This is a genomic window from Acidicapsa borealis (assembly GCF_059115245.1).
The window spans coordinates 365,496-389,149 of sequence record NZ_JCACNY010000001.1 but is presented as its reverse complement, the minus strand read 5'-3'; the positions used below and the strand labels follow the sequence as shown (position 1 = coordinate 389,149).

Sequence of the window (23,654 nt, the reverse complement as noted above, 5' to 3'; positions counted from 1 at the left end):
GCTGCAACCAGTTGCTGACTTACTTCCAGTCCTTCAACACCGCCATCGCAGCATTCCGCCCATTCATTGCAATCACCGACCCACCCGGATGCGTGCATGCTCCGCACAGATACACGCCCTCCATCGGAGTACGCGCAGTCAGCCGCTTGCTCCACATAAACTGCGGCAAGATCTCACCTTGAAAAATATGTCCACCCGTAAGCCCAACCTTCTTCTCGATATCCGACGGCCCCAGCACCTGCGCATCCTCAACCGCCTCGGGAATATTGCTGCAGAACCGCCCAATCGACTTGAGCGCCAACGCCCGAGCCTCTTCCCGATGCGTATCCCAGGAGCCATCGGCAAACGTATGTGGAACATATTGCGCAAACACACTCATCGTGTGTTTCCCCTTCGGCGCAACACTCGCATCATGCACGCTCTGAAAGTAAAGCTCACACCAAAGATGCTCCGGCAGCCGCCCGACCTTCGCGGCAGCAAAACCCTGCTTCCACTCCGTCTTCGTCAGCGGCGCGTTGATCTGCCCATAATGATGCGGCTCATCCGTACCCGGCCTCGCCTTGAAGTTGGGCAACTCATTCAACAGCACATTCAACTTCACCGTGCAGCCCTCAATCGGCACAGATTCCACCTGCGTCTTCCACCCAGCATCCACCTCAGCATCCAGCAGTCGCAGCGTCACCCGTGGATCAGCATTTGAAACCACAACCGGCGCATAGATACGCTCGCCACCCTCAAGTTCAACCCCCTCACCCGGCAGTATCCGCGCCACCGGTACACCCGCAGCAACAACAGCACCAGCCTCACGCGCCGCATCGCAAAGATAGAAGGACACCATCCCCATGCCGCCCTTCACATACCCCCACATCCCCGGCATCCCACCCAGCCGACCAGAGGAATGATGAAAGCGAACTGAAGCCGTGCCCTTATCAAACGGGCTGGCATTGGTCCCGATCACCCCCTGCCCGAGATAAGCCACTTGCAACTGCTCATCGGTCAGATAGCGTTCAACAAACTCCGCCATCGACCAGTCGAAGAGCACCGCCCGTGCCTCATCGTCATTCCCAAGCCGCTCCTCAATCTGCTCATGCGTAGGTGCATCACCGATCCAGACATCATGCCCATCCGCAGGTCGGAGCGCATCGCGCAATCGCCGAATCACCGCACCCATCGCGCGAAATCCCTCGATGTCCCGCGGCGCAAACCGCTCTACCTCGGCATCACACTTCGCGTCATCATCCCAAAGCTGAATGCTTCGCCCATCCAGAAACGGCACAAACAATCCATTCACCGCAGGCGTCCAGGAGAAGCCACGCGCAGGCAGAGCAAGCTCTTCCACCACCAGCGGATGCAACAGCCCCGCAAGATAAGCGCAAGGCGACATCTTCACACCGGGGAAGGCCTCTTCCACCGTGCAAGCGCCGCCGATCCGCTCCCGCGACTCAAGCACCAGCACCCGCTTGCCGCCCCGCGCCAAGTACGCCGCACAAGCCAGCCCATTGTGGCCGGCACCCACAACGATTACGTCCCAGGTCCGTGCTGCCAGCTCCTGAATAGGAGCAGGCAAACCAATCAAGCCCAGACTGTCAGCGGCAGGGGCAACTCGATAAACGTCTGTCAATGTCGGATAAGCTCCAAGAATATGCAGCAGCCAAAAGAGCAAATAGCAGTCGATCTCATTCGCATCGTCTGGCTCAAGATGAACTTCACTATATGCGTTGCACGCAATCCGGTCCACGGGATTCTTAAGGTCTTCCACCACATCCATTGATCCGCATAGCCGGTATCATGAGTAGCGGAGGGATACTGGAGTTGAAACCATGACCGAACCAAAACGTTGTTCGTGGGCAGACAACGATCCCCTCATGCGCCAGTATCACGACGAAGAATGGGGCATCCCCCAACACGACAGCCGCATGCTCTGGGAGATGCTCATGCTCGAAGGCTTCCAGGCCGGACTCTCCTGGATCACCATCCTCCGCAAACGCGAAGAGTTCCGGACAGCCTTCGCCAACTTCGATCCAGCGGCCGTAGCGAAATTCAAAGAGAAAGACATCGAGCGCCTGCTTCTCAACTCCGGCATCATCCGCTCCCGCGCCAAGATCGAAGCCACCATCAACGGCGCACACATCTACCTCGACATGCAAGCCAAAGGCGAAGACTTTGCGCAATACGCCTGGACCCTCGCCGGAGGCAAGCCCATCAAGAACAAAACAGACACAGTCCCAGTCAGCACTGACCTGTCAGCAACCATCTCCGCTGACCTCAAAAAACGGGGCTTCAAATTCGTAGGCCCGGTCATCGTCTATGCCTGGATGCAGGCCACCGGCATCGTCAACGATCACGCGAAAACATGCTTCCGTCGAAACGCCTAGCGAATACTACTCCGCGCGCACCCCAGCGGCCTCGCGAGGCGAAGGCTGCGACACCAGCGGGCGATCCGTATCGAAGTACTTCTTGTACGCAGCGATCCAGTCCGTGGCAATATCCTTCTGAGCCACGTCCAGCGCCACCTTGCGATCGCAAACCATGCGATGCAGGCGGTCCTCCAGCTGGTCCTTCACATAAGAATTCCAAGTCGTGTTGGTATGCGGTTCCGGCCACAGATTCCGTACATCCGTCGACCCGCCCAGCCCCGGAGTGATCAGATAATCCACTTCGAAATCATTGGCAGGAACACCGCTGATTCCATATTCCCGAAAGACCTGCTGCTGCAGCTGGCTCGGCACACTCCGCACCACTTCATCGCGCGCCACTGAGCAGATCTCGCCCAGGGATACTTCCCGAGTTGCCCCGGGCGTGATTCTCGGATCAGGCAACGGCTGCGAAGACATAACCCGTTGCACAGGCAGCGGACGCACAAAAACCCGCACACCCAGAGCAACCAGCAGCACCAGCGCGCAAGCATAAGCAGCAATGCGAGCGAACCCGAGCCGCACCGGCTGACGGCCCTTCAACTCAGCAGCCGTCTCAGCAAGACGCGCCCTTAATAAGGCTCGCGGACCAGAAGCATCGTGCACAACATGGTTCGCTCCGGCATACTCCTGCTCAACATCGGCAGACACCAGCCGCATCGCCTCCAGCCGAGCCCAACATTGAGGGCAATCGTCTACATGCCTTCGCACGCGAGACGCATCACCCAGCGCAAGCTCATCATCCAGATGAAGAAGCAGCTGCTTGTCCGTTAAATGCGCCGATGCAATAAGCCTTCTCATGCCGTTGTACCTGGCCTGCGCGCTTCATCTGCCCGAAGCAGACGCGCCATCGACCGCGTCAAAGAAATCGAAACCGAGCCAAGCGAAATCCCAAGCACATTCGCAATCTCCCGGTACCGCAAACCCTCCGCGCGCAAATATAAACACATCCGGTCCTGCTCGGGCAATGCGCTCACAACCGAAGAAAGCAGCCGCTGCCGCTGCGCAGAAACCGCATGCTCCTCGGGGTTCGGCGAAGGATCGCAATGATCCTCGACGTCTTGAACACTCTGTCCTGCCCCGGCATACCAGCGCTGATCTACCTGTCGCTGCTTCAGCGCCAGGTTGTGCGCCACGCGAAATAGCCAGCTGCGTAGGTTGCTCCGCGACTTGCCCATACACAGATGGCGGAAGAGCGCCAGGAACACCTCCTGCACAATCTCCTCACTGTCATGCCCGGTAATCCCGAACGCGCCCACGTAAGCCAGCAGCCGTGTGCGATAGCCGTCATAGAGCGCAACGACTTCGCGCTCCAGGTCGGACGCGACCTCCACTCTCCGGCTCCCGATCAGCGTAAGCAGACTCGGCGCAGTGGTGGAATCAGGTTTGGGCGATGACATCAAGAGGTATCCAGCTCCTATCCGCAATCATAATCGGCCGCCAGATCCATCGTTCCTCCAAACTGCGCTCGATGCATTGAAACGGGACAGAGATCAACAATCGCGGTCCGCCCCATCAAAATAGTCTGAACAAAAACCGCCGAATTGGAATATGCAAGAGAGAAGCATTCTGATTCGACGCAATCTCAAGCACCCGCAGCCCACTCCCCAACGGCGGTCTACTCTCGCATGAACAAATTTGCCTTCCTCCTTCTCTCCTTCGCATTGCCCGCGTTCGGCCAGGCGAACCAGGGAGAACTGCAACTCAAGATCACGGATTCCGCAGGCGCGGCAGTCAAGACCACCGTCCATATCGTCAGCGAAAGCGCTCACTACAACAGCAACCTCACCGCAGACAGCGACGGACACATCGCCCTCGAACACCTGCCCTTCGGCCTCTATCGCGTTGAAATCCAGCAGCCCGGCTTCACACCATTCTCCGAAGCCTTCAATATCCAATCCTCAATTCCCGTTCACGCCCAACTGCGCTTGAAACTCTCCTCCATATCCCAGTCCGTAGAGGTAACCACAGACGACACGCTCCTGAACACCAGCCAGTCCGGCGCCACCAGCCAGATCGGCACCCAGGACATCGAAAACCGCCTCGGCTCCATCCCCGGCCGCTCTATCCAGGACATCGTCAACTCTCAGCCCGGCTGGCTCTACGAGGGCAACGCCGTCCTCCACCCCCGCGGCTCCGAATACCAGACCCAGTTCGTCATCGACGGCATTCCCCTTACCGATGACCGGTCGCCCAGCTTTGGTCCCGAGATAGAAGCCGACGACATCAAGTCCATCACCATCTACACCGCCGGCTTCCCCGCAGAATACGGCCGCAAGATGGGCGGCATCGTCGAAATCAACACCCAGCAAGACTCCGACCCCGGCTTCCACGGCCAGCTTTCCAACTACGGCGGCAGCTTTGACTCCGTTGGCTCCTTCGGCAGCGCCCAGTACACCTGGGGCCGCAACACCCTTGCCGCCAGCGCCGAAGGCAGCCGCACAGACCACTACCTCAACCCCGTAGTCACGCAGAACTACTCCAATACCGGCACCCTGGGCGACTTCGCCATCAACTTCCGCCGCGACCTCACCCCCAACGACAAGCTAAGCCTCAGCGTCCGACACGAACTCTCCCGTTACGACATCCCAAACGAACTCCTGCAGCAGGCCGCCGGTCAACGTCAGAACGCCGACAACGTAGAAACCATGGGCATCGCCAGCTACCAGCACACCTTTTCCCCCAACGCCATGGGCAACCTCTACGGGATGGTCCGCGACAACTCCAACGACTTCTACTCCAATCCAGAGTCCATCCCCGTCTACGTCAACCAGCACAACTCCTTCCGCGAGGGCTACTTCAAGGCCACCGCGACCATCGACCATGGCCGCCAGGAGTGGAAATTCGGCGCTGAATCCGACAACCTATTCCTCCACGAAAACACCTGCTACACCACCACCGAAGACGAGACCGGTGACAGCGACAGCGTCGCCCATATATCTCGTCAAGCCGGCCCCAGCACCGCCGAAGCCGCTCCATTCGGATCATCCTGCTCTGCACTCGCCGATGACGACAGTCCCGCCTTCATCTACCAGGACTCGCGCCCCGACCTCGAACAGTCGGTCTTTGCCCAGGACCTCATCCGCCTCGGCAAGTGGACCATCACTGCCGGCCTCCGCTACGACCATTACCAGCTCATCCTCAACGACTGGGGTCTTCAGCCACGCTTCTCCATCGCCCGCTACCTCCCCTCCATCAATACCGTCCTGCACTTCTCCTACGACCGCATCTTCCAGACGCCGTCTTTCGAGAACATCCTCCTCTCCAGCTCCACCCAGGTCGAGTCCATCGACCCCACCGACTTCCTCCGTCTGCCCGTCAAGCCCTCCAAAGGCGATTACTTCGAAGGCGGCCTCAGCAGTGTCTTCTCCCGCCATCTCCGGCTCGACGCCAACTACTTCCGCCGCGTCGTCTCCGACTATGCCGACGACGACCAGATCAACAGCACCACCATCAGCTTCCCCATCTCCTTTCGCAAAGCCATCATCTACGGCGCGGAAGGCAAGCTCACCGTTCCCGAATGGCATCACCTCTCCGGTTTCGCCAGCTACTCCTATGAAGTCGGCAATGTCTGGAACCCCGTCACCGGCGGCCTCTTCCTCGGCGATGACGCGGATGCAGCCGCAGCCGCCCTCACCGGCCATTTCCCTGACTCGCAGGATCAGCGCAACACCCTCCGTGGCCGCGCCCGCTATCAGGTCACCTCACGTCTCTGGCTCGCCGGCGGCCTGCAATACGACACCGGCCTTCCGTTTCAGTTCGGCGGCAGCAAAGATCAGGCCCTTCAGCAATACGGCCCCGCCATCATCGATCGCATCAACTTCGACCGCGGCCGGATCCTGGCATCCTTCCAGGTCAACGCCTCCGCCGGAGCCGAGCTGCTGCGCGCCGACCGCGTCAAGATGCGAATCCAGGCTGACGGCCAGAATCTCAACAACGTCCTCGACGTGATCGACTTCGGCGGCCTCTTCTCCGGCAACGCCATCGGCCCATCCCGCAGCTTCAACCTGCGCCTCACCACAACCTTCTAAATCTCCGCACAAACAAAAATAGGCGCGGCCTTTGCGGGGCCGCGCCAAGCACTTCGCGCGTGGAACACCGTGTCCGCCTAGTTACTCCATGCAGTGGAGTCGTCGCACCGCATGGAGCACCAGACCGGGGAAGCCTGTCGAATCTCGTGTGCCTGGACCGTCATCGATTGCCTTGCATAGCCTTACCCTGCAAAGCCATGACAGCCCTTTTCATCGGCACGATGATATGTAGGACAAGACGAAAAATCGTGACAGCCCGCCAATGATTTTTTCTCGACCATATCCCTCCATACCTCGACATATCCTGAAGACTCTCGATTCCGGCTGCTACGATGTTCCACAACGAGCCCCACCCAACTGGCCAGACATGACTTCGCGCCAGCCAATACCTGCAATCACACCGGGAGACAAGCATGAGCTACATCCTCGCCGACGGCTGGCTGATCACCATGAATCCCCAGCGCGAAGTCCTCGAAGGCGCCAGCGTCTGCGTCCAGGGCGACCGCATAGCCGCCATCGGCACACGCCAGCAGCTCACCTCCCGCTTCCACGAAGCCGAGGTCATCGACTGCTCCGGCCACATCCTCATGCCCGGTATGATCAACACCCACACCCACCTCTTCCAAACTCTCCTCAAGGGCCTTGGCGACGACATGGTCCTCAAGAAGTGGTTCACCTGCATGACCGGCCCCAGCGCCGTCCACCTCACCTGGGAAGATGCCCATGTCGCCGCCCTCCACGGCTGCGTCGAATCCATCCGCGGCGGCGTCACCACCATCGTCGACTTCATGTACGCCCACCCCAAGCCCAACCTCATCGATGCCGTCGTCGAAGCCTTTGAAGTCACCGGCACCCGCGGCTTCGTCTGCCGCGGCTTCATCTCCTTCGGCGAAGAGTACGACGTCCCCCGCGCCCTCATCGAAAAACCCGAAATCGCCCTCGCTGACGCCCGTGAAAAGATCCGCCGCTACAACAAGCCCGGCGGTCGCGTCCAGGTAGGCGTGGCTCCCTGCATGATCTGGACCGTCGACGAAGAAGGCTACCGCCAGACCCGCAAGCTAGCCGACGAAGAACACGTACTCATCACCACCCACGTCGCCGAAACCGACTTCGAAATGCAAACCTCAGCAGCCAAATACGGCCGCACCGATACCGAATTTCTAAGCGACATCGGCTTCCTCGGCCCTGACGTACTAGCCGTCCACTGCGTGCAATGCAACACGCACGACATCCGCATCCTGCATCACCACGACACCAAGGTCTCCCACAACCCTGCCAGCAACATGTACCTCGCCTCCGGCTTCGCCCCCATCCCGGAAATGCTGCGCACCGGCATCACCGTAGGCCTCGCCGCCGACGGCCCCGCCAGCAGCAATAACCACAGCCTCATCCAGGCCATGAAGTTGAGCGCCCTTCAACAGAAAGGCGAGCACCGCGACGCCACCATCATCACCGCAGAAAAAGTCATGGAGCTCGCCACTATCGACGGTGCCCGCGCCATAGGCCTAGAAGCCGAGATCGGCTCCATCGAAGTGAGCAAGAAAGCCGACATCGTCATCCTCGACTACGACAACCCATGGATGACCCCCATCCACCACCCCGTCTCCGCCATCGTCTACTCAGCGCTCGGCCATGAAGTCAAGAGCGTTCTCATCGACGGCAAGTTCGTCCTCCGCGACGGGGTCATCACCAACGTCAACGAAACAGCCATCCGTCGCCAGGCGCAGCTCAACGCAGACGCCCTGACCCAGCGCGCTGGCACAGACCGCTTCAAACGCCGCCCCTGGCGCTCCACGACAATCTAAGAGATAGGCCTATTCGTCCTTCGCATAAGGCACCATCAACGCCGCCGGCCGCACAGCCTTGCCACCGATCACCCCGGAAATGGCAACGATCGTAATCAGGTAGGGCAGCGCCAGCAGTAGCTCCGAAGGAATCACAGTCCCCAGCAACTGCAGCGACAACTGCAAAGCATCGCAAGCGCCAAAAACAAACGCTGCCAGCGCCGCCTTCCAAGGACTCCACCGCCCAAAGATCACAATCCCCAGAGCAATAAACCCCTGCCCCGAGATAATCGTCTCGCGAAAGAAGCCCACCTGCGCCAGCACCAGATACCCACCCGCTAACCCAGCTCCAGCACCGGACAGGAGCGTCCCCGCATACCGCATCTTCGCAACAGAAATCCCCGCAGCATCCGCCGCAGCAGGGTTCTCCCCAGCAGCCCGCAGCGCCAGTCCAAACCGCGTTCGAAACAGAATCGCCTGCGCAACCACCACGACAGCCAACGTCACATACAACAATAAATTCTGTCCAAAGAGAATCGACCCAACCACCGGTAAATCAGTCAGCCAAGGGACATGCACCTGCTGAAACATAGCAATGCTCTCAGGCATCGCACCATGCGCCAGCGCCCGCCCATACACCGCCGAAGCCACGCCCAGCGCCAGCACATTGAACACCAGCCCCACCACCACCTGGCTAGCCCGAACAGTGACGTACATCCAAGCCAGCAGCAGGCTTACACCCACTCCTACCAGCATCGCAATCAATAAACTCAACCAAGCACTGCCCGCATAGATCGAAGCAAGAAATGCAGCCAATGCCCCCAGCAGCATCGTCCCCTCAATGCCAACATTCAGCACACCAGCCCGCTCCGCAAAAACCTCACCCAACGCAGCCATCAGCACCGGCCCAGCCAGCCGAATGCTCGCAGTAAGCCACGTCACAAGAAACGCTGAGCTCAGCAAGTTCATCCGCGCGACTCCCCGGAAGCAGCACGCCCAGGCCGCAGCGCAGAGAAGTGAATCTGATACCGAAGCAGCAACTGGCTAGCCAGCACCAGCAGCACAATCAGACTCTGCAAAATGAAAGTAATCGAAGAAGGAATCCCCGCCCGTCGCTGCATCGCATCCGCACCCACAGTCATGCCGCCATACAGCAAAGCCGTCGGCAACACAGCAAGAGGATTCAGCCTCGCCAGTAGCGCAACAATGATCCCCACAAAACCAATCCCGCCGCTGATTCCATCCATCAGCCGATGCTGCACACCCAGCAGTTCCACCATGCCAGCCAGCGCGCCCAAGCCACCACCCAATGCAGCCGCCACCAGCAAGCGCCCACCAACATAAATCCCCGCATACCGCGCCGCCTTCGGATTCAGCCCACTCACAATCAGCTCAAACCCCAGCGGAGTCTTGCGCAACAGCACCCAAACCAACATCACGGCAACAACAGCAATCCAGATCCCCGCATGAGCCCGCGTCCCACTCAGCACAAACGGCAACCACGTCCCACGCGGCATCTGCTCCGTCTCCGGCAAACCACCTGCAGCCCGCATCGGCCCGGAGACCAGGTACTTCACCAGCAGAATCGCAACGTAGTTCATCATCAGTGAAATCAAAACTTCGTTCCCGCCAAACCGCGCCCGCAACAACCCAACAATCCCTGCCCAGACCGCCCCAGAAGCAAAGCTCAACGCTACAACCAGCGGGAAAAACACCCATGACGATAACTCACTCTGAGCAGTGGATAATGCCAGCCAAGCACTAGCCGCAGCCCCAATCACAAAGCATCCCTCAAATCCCAGATATCCAAACCCCGACCGCCAGCAAACAATCGTTCCCAGGGCAATCAGAGTCAACGGCGAAGCCTTCACCAACGCATACCCAAACCCGCGCAACGTAGCAAAAGGCTCATGCAGCAAAGCAAAATAAGCCTCAAGAGGATTTGCTCCATACGAAGAAAACAAGAGAGCAGCAAGGCCAAGCGCAACTACCACAGCAGCCGCCATACTCGTCGCAACAGCAAGCGGCGAAGAAGCCGGGACAAGTCTCCGCTCAATCAATCGACTCAAGCAGCACCACCGCTCATGGGACCGGCAGCAGGCACACCGGCCATCATCATCCCAAGCTGATCCATATCTACCGACCGGGCATCCACCACGCCCACAATCTTCCCTGCAAATATCACAGCAATCCGATCCGAAAGATTGATCAACTCCTCAAGCTCAGCAGAAATCAGCAAAATCGCAGTCCCCTTCTCGCGCTCTCGCAGGAGTTCCTTCCACACAGCTTCGATAGCCCCAACATCCAACCCGCGCGTAGGCTGCTCCACCACCATCGCCGCAGGTTCCCGCATCACCTCACGCCCCAGAATCAGCTTCTGCAAATTGCCTCCTGACAACTTGCCCGCAGGCATATCGATACCCACACCACGAACACCAAACCGCGTCACCAACGCCTGCGCATGCAGCCGAATCTTCACGCGATCGAGAAACGTCCCACGCACGCGCTCCCCCTGCGAACCCAAAATCGCGTTGTCAGCAATCGACATGTCAGTGACGGACCCAATCCCACGCCGGTCCGCAGGCACATAAGCCAACCCAAGCCGCCGATGCGCAGCAACACTCAGCCCAGTAACATCCTCACCCTTCAGCAGCACCCGTCCTCGCCGTACTGCACAAAGATTCATCAGCGCCTGCGCCAGCTGCGACTGCCCGTTCCCATCCACCCCAGCCAGCCCAACAATCTCCCCTGCATGCACCTCGAGGCTCACGCCACAAACCTTCTCTTGCCCAGCCTCATCCATCACACGCAGGCCCTGAATCTGCAGCACCAGCGCGCTTTCCACTAAAGGCGCCTTCGTCACATGCAGATTCACATCCCGCCCCACCATCATCCGCGCCAGCTCCGCACCGCTCGTCTCATGCGTAGCCACACACCCCACCACACGCCCATCGCGCATCACCGTAACTCGGTCAGCTAGCTCCAGAATCTCGTGCAGCTTATGCGTCACAATCACAATCGACCGTCCCTGCTCCCGCAGTCCGCGCAACACAGCAAACAACAGATCCTTCTCAGGCGGAGTCAGCACAGCCGTAGGCTCATCCAGAATCAACACACGAGCATCGCGATACAGCAACTTCAATATCTCCACCCGCTGCTGCACCCCAATCGGTAGCGTCCCCACCACCGCATCCGGATCCACAGCCAACCCATGCTGCTTGCTCAACTCGCGAATGCGCTTAGCCGACTGCCGCAGCCTCAACCCCAGCCCACCGCGCAGACCAAGGATCGTGTTCTCGACCACAGTCATCGGCTGCACCAGCATGAACTCCTGATGCACCATCCCAATGCCCAGCGCAATCGCATCCTTGGGACTATGTATCTCGACAGGCTCGCCCGCAATGCGGATTTCCCCAGCATCCATACGGTGAAATCCATACAGGACTTGCATCAGCGTGCTCTTGCCGGCACCATTCTCACCCAGCAGCGCATGGATCTCGCCAGCACCCAAAGTGAGGTCTACGCTGTCATTGGCAACAACGCCGGGGAAACGCTTCACGATGCCACGCATTTCAACCGCTGGCTTCAGCGCAAGTCTCCTGTAAGAATGGCAATAGACTATTCGATTTGTATCAAGTTGCAACCGCAGTTCAGCTTTTGTTCTTCTTTCTGTCATTCCCGAAGGGAATCTGCTGTTTCCTTACGACGTCCCAACAATCGCATCAACATCAATCCGCCGCGCCGAAAGATCCCGCCAAACCTTTTGAAAGCCAGCCCACGCACTCGCAGAAACCAGTGTGGGATTGTGATCCCCGTGCACCCCAGCCTTCAGCAGCCACATCCTGTCCACCGTAGGCTGCCACTCTCGCCCGCCAGAAAAGGTCCGCTGCGCCACGGTATTCGCAACAGTCGTCACCATGCCATCGAGGTTGATCTGAAAGCTCGTAGCCATGCGGTCCGGAGCAAGACTTGTCTGATCGGAGTAACAACCCATCACCTTGACCTTCCCCGCCCCCGCCCCCTGAATTGCCCCCTGGATCGCCCCCAGCCCCGTCACATCCGCGGCATGCCAGATCACATCCGCGCCATTGCCCACCAGCGTCGAAGCAGCCTCGCGCCCCTTCGCCGCATTGTCATAGTCGCCCGTCAAAATCCCCAGCGCCTTGATCCCCGGCACCGCCCGCTCTGCGCCGGCAATAAACGCCTTGCGCATCCTCTGCTGCGTCGAGTCATCCCCACCACCCACAAAGCCCACCATCTTCCCGCGCTCGGAAATCAGCGCAGCCAGCGTCCCCGCAGCATAAGCAGCGTCGAAGTACTCCATGTTCACAAACAGGATGTTCCCCGGCACCCGGGGTTGAGGAAGATAGCTCGTAACGAAGTAATTCTGGGAAGGATAATCCGGCGCCACGTCCACCAGTGCACTGCTGAACTCAAACCCATGGCCCAGAATCAGATCAAAGCCATCATCGGAGTACCCGCGCGCCACCTGCTGCATCTGCGCCAGGCCCACGTTCTCCGCATAAGCAGTCTGAAAGCGCTCATCCGCCTTCAAACGCTGCAATCCCTGAAACGCCAACTGCCCCCAGCCGCCATCGTTGACAACCCCAGACAACAGCAGCACAATCTTAGTTCGACGGCCCTGCGCCAGCCCAATGCGTCTCGCAGCCTGCACCGCCGCAGCCATTCCCAGGGCACAGAAAAACGCCCGCCGCGTCAAAGTCAAATTGTGCGCAGGAAACACCACCGCAGGCCACTCCCGAGACAAGAGAAGCTCTGAGCCCAAAAATCAGTCAGACAGGCCTACAGCTTACTTCATCACGCTCAGCGCCGCATCCAGAATCTGTTCCAGATCCCCGAACCGCGTCTCGTAATCCGCCATGCTCCGCCGGATCACCTCATGCGCCTCATCGCGCCCATACACATGCGTGATTTCGCATACGCTCTCAGTCGATCCCGGCGCCTGCTTGTACGTAAGAAAGTAGTGTTGCAGCCGGTCCAAAACACGCTTGGGTACGTCCGAAATATCCGTCCAGGTCCCGTACGTCGCGTCGTTCTTCAACACCGCGATCATCTTGTCGTCGGCCTCGTCGTTGTCCACCATGCGTAACCCGCCAATCGGAATGCAATCGACTAGGATGTTGCCATGCGGAATCTGCCGGTCGGTCAGCACGCAGATATCCAGCGGATCGCCGTCGCCCACCACCGCTCGCCCAATCTTCTCCGAAGAAAACGCCGCCACACCCTCACCGCAATACGTCTGCGGCACAAACCCATACAGCGCAGGACACGTATTCGAGTATTTCTGCGGCCGGTCCACCTTCAGATATCCCGAAACCTTGTCGATCTCGTATTTCAGCGTGTCCGTAGGCACCGTCTCAATGAAGCACTGCAGCTCTTCAGGAACGTTTTCTCCCGGCGAGACTCCATGCCAGGGATGCGGTTTGTACAAAATGCCAAGCAATTTCCAGAGCGGCTGCGCAGTCTTAGTCACGGAATCCTGCCTTCAGAACAGTTTTTTGCGCGAATCACAGCGAAGCTGCGCAATCTCGAACCTAAGTATACCCTTGCACTTACATTTTTCTACCGCGGAGGTTACGATTGCTCAGTACTTCCGCCCGTTACCGTGGAACTGTTACCTTGAAAATCCTGCTCGTTGACGACGACCCCATTGCCTGTAGCATCCTTTCCATGCTGCTCGCCTCCCAGGGGCATGAGGTTATCGAAGCCACCGACGGCCTTCTCGCCTGGCAACTCGTCCAACAGGGCGGCATCGATTTCGTCGTCAGCGACTGGATGATGCCCAACCTCGCCGGAGTCGACCTCTGCCGCAAAATCCGCTCCGCCAATCTTGACCGCTACGTCTATGTCATCCTCTGCACCTCGCGGGGCGAAAAGTCAGACCTGATCGAAGGCATGGACGCAGGCGCAGACGACTTCCTCGTCAAACCCATCAGCCCCGAAGAGCTCCGCGTCAAGGTCCGGGCAGGCGAACGCGTCTTAAGCCTGCAACAAGGCCTCGCCGACAAGAACCGCGAACTAGCCCAGACCAACACCCAGCTCCAATCCGCCCACCAGCTCGTACAAGATGACTTGAAGGCCGCAGCGTGGATGCAGCAACGGCTCCTCCCCCAACCCGTCCAGCGCGCTCACGGCCTCGAATGTGCCTGGCGCCTTCAACCCTGCGGCTATATCGCCGGGGACATCTTCAACATCTTCTCCCTCGATGATCGCGAAATTGGCTTCTACCTCCTCGACGTCTGCGGCCACGGCGTTCCCGCAGCCATGCTCTCCGTCACCCTCAGCATGATGCTCACCCCCGAGGCCACCCACGGCAGCCCGCTCAAACGCTACAACCAGGACACCGGCAGATCGGAAGTCCTCTGCCCCTGCGACGCCGTCCGCGAACTCAACCGCCGCTTCCAGTCCAAGGACGACCGCTATTTCACCATGATCTACGGCCTCTTCGACACCCAGGCCTCCACCGTCCGCATCGCCCAGGCCGGTCACCCCGGCCCCATCCTCCTTCGCCGCGGAGAACCAGCCGGCATCCTGGGCGAAGGCGGCATGCCCGTCGGCCTATGGCCCAAGATGGAGCTCGATTGCTTCGAGATCCCCGTAGCCAGGGGCGACCGGCTCATCCTCTATTCCGACGGCGTCACCGAATGCGCCAACGCCCAGGAAGAACCCTTTGGGGAGCGCAGACTCCTCGCGTATCTTGATCTATGTGCCGCCTACCCCCTCCAGGATTTGCTGGACGGAGTCTTACAGCAGCTCAGGAAATGGCACGGCTCAGAGGAATTCGAAGACGATATTTCTCTCCTGGCCATCGAATTCTGCCAGGAACACAACTCACTCAAAGAAGCGCGCCGCCACCACGAGCGACGCCAGTTCAGAACCGGAGAAACCCATGAAGTTTGAAGATCGCACCGAAGGTAAAGTCCTCGTCGTCAAAGTCCTCGAAAGCCGCATCGTTGCCGACATCGCTCCGCAGTTCAAGGAAGGCATGGTCAACTACATCGCCCAGGGCCACCACGTCATCGTACTCGACCTCAGCGAGGTCAAGTTCATCGACTCGACAGGCCTTGGCGCACTCATCGGCAGCCTCAAAGCCATGGGCACCGACGATGAGCTCGTCCTCGCCGGCGCCAAAGACTCCGTCTCGAACATGCTCAAGCTCACCCGCATGGACAAAGTCTTCCGCCTGTTCCCAACCGCCGAAGAAGCCGTCTCCACCCTCGCCTAAGCCCAGCTGACAAGACTCGCAAGCTCCGAGGAGTGCCGGTGAACCACCTAACACTCAGCATCGAAAGCGACCTCCACGACGTCTCCCTCGTAGCCGTCGCAATCAACGCCGTCTGCCGCCAGCTCGGCCTCGACGAGACAGCGGCGCATGAAGCCGAGTTGTGCGTTGTCGAAGCCGCCACCAACGCCGTCCGCCATGCTTACCAGTGCGAAGCAGGCCACATTGTTACTGTACAAGTCCTGGAAGTCGGTATCTATCTCCACTTCGAAATCAGCGATACCGGCAAACCCATGCCCGTCCCGGCGATCGAGCGCCTGATCCACGGCGCGCCGGAGGAAGACAGCACCACCAGCCGCGCCACCCTCTCCGAAAGCGGCAGAGGTCTCCAGATCATGCACGACCTGATGGACGAAATCAGTTACACATCCCTCAACGGCACCAACCGCCTGACCATGAAGAAGCAACTTCCGACAGCCCCCAGGTAAGTGCAATCGTTCTTGCATTTGCCCGTGCTTTTCTTTCTGTCATTCCCTCTGGGAATCCACTGTTGTTCTTGCCGTTGCCCTTGCATTGTCGTTTGTCATTCCCGAAGGGAATCTGCTGTGCTCTTGCCGTTGTACTTGCCTTTCTCTCTGTCATTCCCCTCAAGGGAATCTGCTTCTCGCCTCTCATCTCAGATCAAACAAGTATTGCCACCCCGAATGAAGCATAGGGAGTCGAAGAACACACAGTTGCAGTTGTCTTTTGCAGTTGTAGTTGCTTGCTATTCCCTGTTCCCTGTTCCCTGCTTAGAGCCCCCGCCGCCCCCGAAACTCCCGCACCACCACCGCCGGATCCCGATGCAGACCATCGACCTGCTCGTTCATAGCCCGCATGTCATCCGCCGTCACCCGCCCAGCCAAAGCATCCAGCGCCACCTGCATCTGCGGCCATCGCCCCAACGCCTCAGCCCGCACCAGCGGCACCGCCTCGTACGGCGGAAAGTAGTGCTTGTCATCCACCAGCGCCGTCAACCCAAAAGCCGCAATCGGCCCATCCGTGGAATTCGCCGCAATCATATCCACCTGATGCGCATTCAGCGCCCGGTATAAGAGCCCAAGATCCATCGTCCGCGGCGCCGAAGCAAAGTGTAAGCCATAAGCTTTACTCAACCCCTGCAACCCATCCGGCCGCTGCTCAAACTCATACCCCACCCCCAGCCGCCACTCGGGAGCATGAGGCACAGCCTCGCTCAACGTAGTCACGTGCAACCTGCGCGAGTCATCCCCACGAATCACCATCGCAAAGGTATTCTCAAATCCCAGCGGCTCAGCCATCGTAACGTCATACCGCGAAGCATAAAGACCACGAATCGTCCGCCGCACCGAAGCAGCATCGCGATCCAGCGGCTGCTTCAGCACCGCCGTAAGGGCCGTCCCCGTGTACTCAACATACGCATCGATGCGCCCCGAGACGAGAGCTTGCTGGCAGATATAGCTCCCCGCCAGATAGAACCGCCGCTCCACTTTCAAGTGAGCCTTGGCCTCAATCTCCTGCGCCAGCAACTCCCCCAGCACCACCTGCTCAGTAAAGTTCTTCGCCCCAATCACAGGATGATCCGGCCGCGGCGGCGCACACGAAATCAACCCCAGCGGCAGCACCAACAGTACAGTTAGCAGTAGTCGCGCCTTCACCGCGAGCCCACCTGAAACCGCCGCTCCAGCAGCCCCAGCCCAGCATCCGCCGCCAGCGCCAGCAGCGCCGCAGGAATCGCCCCCGCCAGCACCAGCCGGTTATCCACCGACGCCACCCCACGAAAGATCAACTCCCCCAACCCGCCCGCGCCCACAGCCGCCGCAATCGTCGCAATCCCCACACAGGTCACAGTAGCCGTCCGGAGCCCCGCCAGCAGAAAAGAAGCCGCCAGCGGCAGCTCCACCTTCCACAGCATCTGCCAGTCGGTAAGCCCCAGCGCCCGCGCCACCTCAATCACCGCCGGATCGATCCCACGAATCCCCGCATACGTATTGCGCAAAATCGGCAACAGCGCGTAAGCCGTCAGCGCCACTATCGCAATCCGCGCCGCCCGATCCCCCAGCCACGGCAGTGGCAGCAGAAACCCAAACATCGCCAGCGAAGGAATCGTCTGCAAGACGTTCGCAACCGTAATCACCGGCTTAGCCCATCGCGGCCGACGCGTAAGCCAAATCCCCACCGGCACAGCAATTAGCGCAGCCAGCAGCATCGCCGCACCCGTCAGCCAAAGATGCTCCAGCGTAAGTGTGCCTATCTCTCCACCAAACTGCGAAAAGAACTCTCCATTCATAGCGCCACCGCCGCGCCAGAATTGGCCTTCTGGGCACCACGATGAAACGCGCCAACATAAGCCCGAACCTCAACATCCTCTGAAGCCAGAAACGAACCAGCAGCAAGATCCGCGACTACCCGCCCCTCATGCAGAAGGACAATGCGATCCGCCAGAAACAGCGCCTCATCCAGATCATGCGTCACCAGCAGCACAGTCTTCTTGAGCCGCTTCATCAGCTCCCGCAGCATGTCCTGCATCTCAGCCCGGGTCATCGGATCAAGCGCTCCGAAAGGCTCATCCATCAGGAGTATCTGTGGCTCAGCAGCCAGCGCCCGCGCCAGCCCCACCCGCTGCCGCTGCCCACCCGAAAGCTGCTTCGGATACCGCGCACCAAAGCTCCCCGGCTCAAGACCCACAGCAGCCAGCAGCTCATGCGTTCGCCGCCTTCGCTCATCCTTCGCAACACCCTTGGCCTCAAGCACCACACCAGCATTGCGCTCAACAGTAAAGTGCGGAAACAGCCCCGTCTCCTGGATCACATACCCAATGCCGCGCCGCAGCGCAATCACATCCTCATCGCGCACATTCCGGCCAGCCACCAGCACCTCGCCGCGCAGTTCGCCAGTCGCCGTTTCCATCATGCGATTCACAGTCCGCATCAGCGTAGTCTTACCCGATCCGCTCCGCCCCAGAATCGCAGTCGTAGTCCCCTCTTCGAGAGCCAGCGAGATATGATCCAGCAGCACCCGCCCCTGCGCCGTCACATAACAAACATCGCGAAACTCAATCGCAGCACTCATACCAGACAAGTGTATGCGCATCGAGCTGCCACCTATGGTCAGCTATTGCTCTTCCTTTTATGTTTGTCACTCCGAAGGGAACCTGCTGTTGCCTCCCTCATGAGTCGCAACCAAAGCAGCGCTCTAGAACCGAAAGAACATCTCCAGATTCACAGCACGATTCGCCGGCCCGCCCCCGAACACCGTCGACAGCGAAGTCGACTTGCCAAACAACGGCGATCCCAGAACCCCCACCGGCGGCCCCAGGTTCACATGATTGATTACGTTATTCGCTGAGATGCCAAACCCAAGGTTGTACCGGCGCTCAATCTCCTTCTTCACCGGCTTAGCTGCAGGCTTAGGAGCGGGAGGCGACTCGACCTTAGCCTCCGTCTTGTCACCTTTGACCTCAGTCTTGTCGGAGGCCTTGTCAGTCGCTTTGTCATCAGCTTTCTTATCATCAGCCTTCTTAGCATCCGCAGGTGGCGGTGGCGGCGCAGGATCTGGAATCACAGGCCCAAATGAAAAATCCCTGACCAGTCGTAGGTTCGCCAGGAACAAGCCCGGCCCCTTGCCATAGTTGATCGGAATAAGCTTCTGCCCTGCAATCGGGTCCGCATCAAAGTTCCCATACTTCGTCTTGTACACGCTGGCCCTCGTCAAATCCGTGGCAAACGAAGGCCGGTCATTGAACTGCGTATCCCCATTCAGATCCTGCCCCACCACAATGTTGAAGGGCGACCCCGACTGGTAAACAAGAAACGGATTCAACGAGAACTTGTACGGCAGCCGCGTATACCCACCCAGAAACATACGGCTCCGCAGATCATTGGAAGCCCGTCCGTAGTCAGCGTGCAGATCATACCCATTCGAAGGAAACGTCCCGATCCCCGAGGTATTCGCCTTCGCATCACTCAACATGTAATACCCAAACAGCCCGGCATTCTTAGCATGAATATTCCCGTTCAACACCAGCCGGTGCCGCGCCGAAGCGCCCTCCGACTCAAACTCGTAGATATTCTCGTTCGTTCCCAACGGCCGCGTCCCGCTCGTAGGGTCGAGAGGATCATACGTCCCCGGCAACGGCGCATTGATGTTGCGCGTCAGAAAGAGATGTTCACCCCGCGCATACATGTAGTTCGCCGAGAGCGAAGCGAACTTCGTCACCGGCATATCCACACCAATGCCGGCCATCATCACATAAGGCGAGCGAATCTGCGGATTGATCTTGTAGATCGTCGGCGAACCAGTCGTTGTATCCGTTCCCACGCAAGCTAAAGGAGTCGTCACACAATCCGCCGGAAAAAAGTCCGGATTGTTCACCACCGTAGCGCTCTCTGTAACTCCGTTCTGCCGCTCCGCCTGCAACACGTTCCCCGATGCAAACCTCGAATAGAACAACCCATACCCGCCGCGAACCACAGCCCGTGGCGGCTTGTTCTTCCCACCACTGATCGCCCACGAAGCCGCCACCCGTGGTCCAAAATCCGCACGATCATGAATATCCGTCTGCGATTCAAACCGCATCCCATAACTCAGCGTAATGCTCGGCTTCACCTTCCAGTTATCTTCCGCATACAGCCCCACATCGAACAGCGAAACAGCGATCTTCGGCGTTCCCTTCGTCTGCGTATACTGGCTGGCCCCGCCACCCTCAGCGCGAATCTGCGCGCCCGTTAATCCATCGCGCAAACCCTGCTCCGTGATCTGATAAGCCCCCAGAGATGTAAACGTGTATTGCCCATTGAAGTTCGCCGTAGACTCATTCGCATCGCGCTGCCAGCGTAGCCGCCCGCCCACATTCAAATCATGCTTGCCTTCTGCGATCTGTAGGTAATCCTGGAACTCGTAATGATCCTGGTTATCGCGAAACGTCCCCGTCTCAGCTCCACCATCCGTAAAGGCGCCCTGCACCGCAATTGTCGGTCCCGTCGACTGAGCTACCTGGCTATTGCGATCCCGCGTGTATTGAAAGCGCGTCTCGTTGACCACCTTCGCGCCATACGCCTGCGTATCGCTGAACTGCAGCACCTGCCCAAGATTGTTCGTATTAAACGCCTGCGAAGCCAGAGAGAACTGCCCCACTCCCCCGTTCGTCTGCGTCATGCGATGAATCTCGTAGCGCAAACTTAACGTCTGCACCTTACCCACCGCCCAGTCCAACCGAATTGAGCCGTCAAGGTTATTCGTAGGATTCGATACCGACTGCGTAAAAGGCACCTGCGCCAGTGTCGTCGGGTCCAGAATCACCGCATTCACAATCGACTCATTCACCGCATTCTGCGCAAACACGTCGCCGAAGTAAGAAGTATGCTTCGTAATCGGCCCGTTCACATTGCTATCCAGAAAATACGAGTAATACCCCGGCTCAGTCGTCACGAACGGATTCCGCGTATTGAACGCAGAATCATTCCCCAACGTAAATAGAAATCCATGAAACTTGTCTGTTCCAGGCTTGGTAAAGATCTCAATGCGCCCAAATCCCAACTGGTCATACTGCGCCGAGTAGGGATTCTGATTGATCCGTATCTCCCGAATAGACGACTTGGGCGGCAACTTACCGCCCGAGAAACCATCGACATAAAATTGCGACCCCGACTCAGGATCAGAAGCAGCAATCGCCTGTAACTGCATCTGTAACTCATCCGGGTCATTCGACAGCGCATCCAGGTCCTTGCCCTTCAGCACAATTGCCCCGCCGTTCTTCTCCGGGCTCGAATCCACCTCATCGCCGGAAACCTCGACCTGCTGCTGCGCCACTTCAATCTGCAGCGCGAGCGTCAGCCGCACCACACTCCCCGCCGCAACTCGCACCCCGTCCTTGCGCAGAGTGCGGAACCCCTCATAAGAAGCCTCAACGGAATACACACCCGGCGTGAGTCCCGCCACCGAGTAGCGCCCAAGCTCATCCGCAGCCGTCTTCACCGGAGCGGTGCCCGCACGCGTCACCGTTACCGTAGCCTGCGGAATCACCGCACCCTCAGGATCGGTAATGCTCCCGGCAAGTCCGCCCGTAGAGGCGGAACTCGCACCGGTAACGGGCGACTGCGCATGAGATAAGGTGGTCAAACAGAAAGCCGCAACAACAAGAGAACAGGCCCAAGACACACTACATCGAAAAAATCGCATAACAGAGCCAACCACTCCTCAGCATGGGAATCGGTAGTTCGAGCTATCAATGCAAATCAGAAATTGAAGCAGAGCAACACAAGTTACCTGGTGTTCTTCATCAGACGTTGCAGGAAGAAAAACCGCTCAGTGAAAACATAGGTTCGCGCCATTAAATCTTACAGGCAACCGTCCGTCGCGACTTGGATCGCACCGTGTGGGACCGCGTCAGCTCCCCTACCCGCCCGGTTGTCACCATCGATGCCCACAATCGGCCACCCCGAAATCAACCAGAGCCAGACATATTTATCCGGTGCTACGATAGTGGTCAGAAAGCGAAGCTCAGCGGCCTTCCATAGTATTCAAAGATTCAGCAAAGGTCTGGACATCCCCGCCAGCACTTCACACAAGGAGTAACCAAATCGATGCCAGTACGGATGAAGGATATCGCTCGCGAACTAGGCCTCTCCGTAGTTACGGTCTCGAAAGTCCTCCGCAACCACCCCGATATCGGCGAACAAACCCGCTCCCGCGTCCTCAAGCGCATGAAGGAGCTCAAGTACCAACCCAACCTGGCCGCCCGCTCGCTCTCCACCGGTTGGAGCTGGACCGTTGGCCTCGTCGTTCCCGACCTGCTCCATCCCTTCTTCGCGCAGATCGCCAAGACCCTCTCCGAAAAGCTCCGCGAACAGCGCTACAGCCTCTTCATCTCGTCCTCGTCGGAAGACCCCGAACTCGAGCAGCAGGAGATCGAACACCTCCTCGCTCGCCGCGTCGACGTTCTACTCATCGCCTCCTCGCAATGGACCATCGACAGCTTCCGCCGCATCGAAGAACAAAAGGCCCCCTACGTCCTCCTCGACCGCTGCTTCGCTGGCCTGGAAGCCAATTATGTCGGCGTCGATGACGAGCAGGCCGGTCTCCTCGCCACCAACCACCTCATCGAACAGGGCTGCCAGCACATTGCCCACATCCGCGGACCCCAGGTCAGTACCGCAGACGGCCGCGCCCGAGGCTATCAGCAGGCTTTGGCCACACACAACCGCGTTCCCCTCCCCGGCCACCTCGTTTCGGTAGGTCCCACCGGCGACTACCTCGGCGAACGCACCGGCTACGAAATTACCAAGCAGCTCCTCGACAATCCAACGCGCCCCGACGCTATCTTCTGCTTCAATGACCCCATCGCCATCGGTGCCATTCGGGCCATTCTCGACTCCGGCCTCCGCATCCCCGAAGACATCGCTATCGTAGGCTGCGGCAATCTCTCCTACTCCGACTTCCTGCGCGTCCCGCTCACCACCATCGATCAGCACGCGGAAATCATCGGCGAACGCGCAGCCGCTCTTGCGCTATCACTCGCGCACACCAAAGAAGTGAAGCGCCCCAAATCCGAAGTCATCAAACCCAACCTCGTCATCCGCGCCTCCAGCCTGCGCAGGAAGTAAGCACAAACGCGATGAAGGGCCGGCACGAATGCCGACCCTCCATCGTTCTGCTCCTGCGAAATCAACCCATCTGGACTACTTCTCGAAAACCTTCTTGACGTCGCCAACCTTCTCCTCAACCTTGCCGTTGAACTTCTCGGCCGTGCCTTCCGCTTCAAGGTCAGGATTGTTGGTCAACTGACCGATCTTTTCCTTGATCGCGCCCTTGACCTGGTGAACTGCGCCTTCAGCGTGATCGTGTGTGCTCGTGGTCGTTGTATCAGCCATCAGAAATCTCCTTGGTTCACCCTTCAAAGGATGAAATGAAATTCAGACAGGGTCGCTATCTGCAGCCCCGTTCCATATGCGACGTTCAGAAGGCATGGAAACCACTCCAAACCTGTCCAGGCCGACGCCTATGGTTCTCATAACCTACGCCCCACAAAACCCTCTTACTGATCTGTATTGAGCAACTCGCAAGGCCAAAATTAGTCTGCTCAAGATTGCACAAGCATCTTTATGCTAGGGAGAAAAACGACACTCCAAATCGAAGAAACAGGCATCAGAGTCCTCCCTGTTCC

At 58.8% G+C, this 23,654-nt stretch carries 20 protein-coding genes and 1 pseudogene; 7 read left to right on the top strand and 14 right to left on the bottom strand.

The genetic code is table 11. From position 1 onward, the window contains the following. Positions 1-19: 19 nt before the first annotated feature. Complete coding sequence (locus AC5S27_RS01575) at positions 20-1,768, bottom strand: phytoene desaturase family protein (protein WP_493932829.1); 1,749 nt, start codon at positions 1,766-1,768, stop codon at positions 20-22. Positions 1,769-1,820: 52 nt separating this feature from the next. On the opposite strand from AC5S27_RS01575, the gene AC5S27_RS01570 reads away from it, so the two are divergent. Then, positions 1,821-2,375 (top strand): DNA-3-methyladenine glycosylase I, encoded by a 555-nt coding sequence (locus AC5S27_RS01570; RefSeq protein WP_493932828.1) that lies wholly within the window; start codon positions 1,821-1,823, stop codon positions 2,373-2,375. 6 nt (positions 2,376-2,381) lie between these two features. Here AC5S27_RS01570 and AC5S27_RS01565 read toward each other — a convergent pair whose 3' ends face one another. The 3 genes and pseudogenes from AC5S27_RS01565 to AC5S27_RS01555 all read right to left on the bottom strand — a co-directional run bounded on the left by AC5S27_RS01565 (position 2,382) and on the right by AC5S27_RS01555 (position 3,814). Then, the gene (locus tag AC5S27_RS01565) at positions 2,382-3,074 is read right to left on the bottom strand and encodes a hypothetical protein (RefSeq protein WP_493937356.1); all 693 of its coding nucleotides are present in this window, start codon (positions 3,072-3,074) and stop codon (positions 2,382-2,384) included. Positions 3,075-3,104: 30 nt separating this feature from the next. Continuing rightward, a pseudogene (locus AC5S27_RS01560) lies at positions 3,105-3,215 on the bottom strand (hypothetical protein); the annotation flags it as partial. Then, positions 3,212-3,814 (bottom strand): RNA polymerase sigma factor, encoded by a 603-nt coding sequence (locus AC5S27_RS01555; protein ID WP_493932827.1) that lies wholly within the window; start codon positions 3,812-3,814, stop codon positions 3,212-3,214. The pseudogene AC5S27_RS01560 and the gene AC5S27_RS01555, both read right to left, overlap by 4 nt. A gap of 228 nt (positions 3,815-4,042) precedes the next feature. Between AC5S27_RS01555 and AC5S27_RS01550 the strand changes: the two genes are divergently transcribed. Continuing rightward, entirely contained in the window at positions 4,043-6,445 is a 2,403-nt protein-coding gene (locus tag AC5S27_RS01550; RefSeq protein WP_493932826.1) for a TonB-dependent receptor, read from the top strand. 413 nt (positions 6,446-6,858) lie between these two features. Beyond that, positions 6,859-8,250 carry an amidohydrolase family protein gene (locus tag AC5S27_RS01545; RefSeq protein ID WP_493932825.1) on the top strand — a complete coding sequence of 464 codons (1,392 nt, stop codon included), beginning with the start codon at positions 6,859-6,861 and terminating at the stop codon, positions 8,248-8,250. A 9-nt stretch (positions 8,251-8,259) separates the two neighbouring features. Here AC5S27_RS01545 and AC5S27_RS01540 read toward each other — a convergent pair whose 3' ends face one another. The 5 genes from AC5S27_RS01540 to AC5S27_RS01520 all read right to left on the bottom strand — a co-directional run bounded on the left by AC5S27_RS01540 (position 8,260) and on the right by AC5S27_RS01520 (position 13,723). Next, positions 8,260-9,198: an ABC transporter permease gene (locus AC5S27_RS01540; RefSeq protein ID WP_493932824.1), complete on the bottom strand. Its 939-nt coding sequence runs from the start codon at positions 9,196-9,198 to the stop codon at positions 8,260-8,262. Then, positions 9,195-10,298: an ABC transporter permease gene (locus AC5S27_RS01535; RefSeq protein WP_493932823.1), complete on the bottom strand. Its 1,104-nt coding sequence runs from the start codon at positions 10,296-10,298 to the stop codon at positions 9,195-9,197. Before AC5S27_RS01535 ends, AC5S27_RS01540 begins: the two co-directional genes overlap by 4 nt. Next, positions 10,295-11,788 carry an ABC transporter ATP-binding protein gene (locus tag AC5S27_RS01530; RefSeq protein WP_493932822.1) on the bottom strand — a complete coding sequence of 498 codons (1,494 nt, stop codon included), beginning with the start codon at positions 11,786-11,788 and terminating at the stop codon, positions 10,295-10,297. Before AC5S27_RS01530 ends, AC5S27_RS01535 begins: the two co-directional genes overlap by 4 nt. Positions 11,789-11,929: 141 nt before the next feature. Continuing rightward, on the bottom strand, positions 11,930-12,997 hold the full coding sequence (locus tag AC5S27_RS01525; protein WP_493932821.1) for a BMP family protein: 1,068 nt from the start codon (positions 12,995-12,997) through the stop codon (positions 11,930-11,932). 42 nt (positions 12,998-13,039) lie between these two features. Further along, positions 13,040-13,723: an inorganic pyrophosphatase gene (locus AC5S27_RS01520; RefSeq protein WP_493932820.1), complete on the bottom strand. Its 684-nt coding sequence runs from the start codon at positions 13,721-13,723 to the stop codon at positions 13,040-13,042. Between the two features lie 146 nt (positions 13,724-13,869). Between AC5S27_RS01520 and AC5S27_RS01515 the strand changes: the two genes are divergently transcribed. The 3 genes from AC5S27_RS01515 to AC5S27_RS01505 are packed head-to-tail and all read left to right on the top strand — an operon-like array spanning position 13,870 to position 15,960. After that, entirely contained in the window at positions 13,870-15,150 is a 1,281-nt protein-coding gene (locus AC5S27_RS01515; RefSeq protein ID WP_493932819.1) for a PP2C family protein-serine/threonine phosphatase, read from the top strand. Continuing rightward, positions 15,140-15,475, top strand: coding sequence for an STAS domain-containing protein (locus AC5S27_RS01510; RefSeq protein WP_493932818.1), 336 nt, complete (start codon positions 15,140-15,142; stop codon positions 15,473-15,475). Before AC5S27_RS01515 ends, AC5S27_RS01510 begins: the two co-directional genes overlap by 11 nt. A 38-nt stretch (positions 15,476-15,513) precedes the next feature. Beyond that, positions 15,514-15,960: an ATP-binding protein gene (locus AC5S27_RS01505; protein WP_493932817.1), complete on the top strand. Its 447-nt coding sequence runs from the start codon at positions 15,514-15,516 to the stop codon at positions 15,958-15,960. Between the two features lie 303 nt (positions 15,961-16,263). On the opposite strand, the gene AC5S27_RS01500 is transcribed toward AC5S27_RS01505, so the two are convergent. The 4 genes from AC5S27_RS01500 to AC5S27_RS01485 form a co-directional block, all read right to left on the bottom strand. Next, positions 16,264-17,148 carry a glycine betaine ABC transporter substrate-binding protein gene (locus AC5S27_RS01500; RefSeq protein WP_493932816.1) on the bottom strand — a complete coding sequence of 295 codons (885 nt, stop codon included), beginning with the start codon at positions 17,146-17,148 and terminating at the stop codon, positions 16,264-16,266. Continuing rightward, the gene (locus AC5S27_RS01495; RefSeq protein WP_493932815.1) at positions 17,145-17,780 is read right to left on the bottom strand and encodes an ABC transporter permease; all 636 of its coding nucleotides are present in this window, start codon (positions 17,778-17,780) and stop codon (positions 17,145-17,147) included. Before AC5S27_RS01495 ends, AC5S27_RS01500 begins: the two co-directional genes overlap by 4 nt. Then, positions 17,777-18,583, bottom strand: coding sequence for an ATP-binding cassette domain-containing protein (locus tag AC5S27_RS01490; RefSeq protein ID WP_493932814.1), 807 nt, complete (start codon positions 18,581-18,583; stop codon positions 17,777-17,779). Before AC5S27_RS01490 ends, AC5S27_RS01495 begins: the two co-directional genes overlap by 4 nt. Before the next feature lie 102 nt (positions 18,584-18,685). Beyond that, positions 18,686-21,610: a TonB-dependent receptor gene (locus AC5S27_RS01485; RefSeq protein WP_493932813.1), complete on the bottom strand. Its 2,925-nt coding sequence runs from the start codon at positions 21,608-21,610 to the stop codon at positions 18,686-18,688. A gap of 464 nt (positions 21,611-22,074) precedes the next feature. Between AC5S27_RS01485 and AC5S27_RS01480 the strand changes: the two genes are divergently transcribed. Further along, complete coding sequence (locus AC5S27_RS01480) at positions 22,075-23,094, top strand: LacI family DNA-binding transcriptional regulator (RefSeq protein ID WP_493932812.1); 1,020 nt, start codon at positions 22,075-22,077, stop codon at positions 23,092-23,094. 75 nt (positions 23,095-23,169) lie between these two features. On the opposite strand, the gene AC5S27_RS01475 is transcribed toward AC5S27_RS01480, so the two are convergent. Next, positions 23,170-23,361 carry a CsbD family protein gene (locus tag AC5S27_RS01475; RefSeq protein ID WP_493932811.1) on the bottom strand — a complete coding sequence of 64 codons (192 nt, stop codon included), beginning with the start codon at positions 23,359-23,361 and terminating at the stop codon, positions 23,170-23,172. Positions 23,362-23,654: the final 293 nt, after the last annotated feature.

What these genes read in the sequence shown, in the direction of transcription:
- AC5S27_RS01575 (WP_493932829.1), bottom strand. Translation starts at nt 1,768, where the DNA reads ATGGATGTGGTGGAAGACCTTAAGAATCCCGTGGACCGGATTGCGTGC.
- AC5S27_RS01545 (WP_493932825.1), top strand. Translation starts at nt 6,859, where the DNA reads ATGAGCTACATCCTCGCCGACGGCTGGCTGATCACCATGAATCCCCAG.
- AC5S27_RS01565 (WP_493937356.1), bottom strand. Translation starts at nt 3,074, where the DNA reads ATGCGGCTGGTGTCTGCCGATGTTGAGCAGGAGTATGCCGGAGCGAAC.
- AC5S27_RS01480 (WP_493932812.1), top strand. Translation starts at nt 22,075, where the DNA reads ATGCCAGTACGGATGAAGGATATCGCTCGCGAACTAGGCCTCTCCGTA.
- AC5S27_RS01490 (WP_493932814.1), bottom strand. Translation starts at nt 18,583, where the DNA reads ATGCGCATACACTTGTCTGGTATGAGTGCTGCGATTGAGTTTCGCGAT.
- AC5S27_RS01475 (WP_493932811.1), bottom strand. Translation starts at nt 23,361, where the DNA reads ATGGCTGATACAACGACCACGAGCACACACGATCACGCTGAAGGCGCA.
- AC5S27_RS01555 (WP_493932827.1), bottom strand. Translation starts at nt 3,814, where the DNA reads ATGTCATCGCCCAAACCTGATTCCACCACTGCGCCGAGTCTGCTTACG.
- AC5S27_RS01510 (WP_493932818.1), top strand. Translation starts at nt 15,140, where the DNA reads ATGAAGTTTGAAGATCGCACCGAAGGTAAAGTCCTCGTCGTCAAAGTC.
- AC5S27_RS01570 (WP_493932828.1), top strand. Translation starts at nt 1,821, where the DNA reads ATGACCGAACCAAAACGTTGTTCGTGGGCAGACAACGATCCCCTCATG.
- AC5S27_RS01550 (WP_493932826.1), top strand. Translation starts at nt 4,043, where the DNA reads ATGAACAAATTTGCCTTCCTCCTTCTCTCCTTCGCATTGCCCGCGTTC.
- AC5S27_RS01540 (WP_493932824.1), bottom strand. Translation starts at nt 9,198, where the DNA reads ATGAACTTGCTGAGCTCAGCGTTTCTTGTGACGTGGCTTACTGCGAGC.
- AC5S27_RS01495 (WP_493932815.1), bottom strand. Translation starts at nt 17,780, where the DNA reads ATGAATGGAGAGTTCTTTTCGCAGTTTGGTGGAGAGATAGGCACACTT.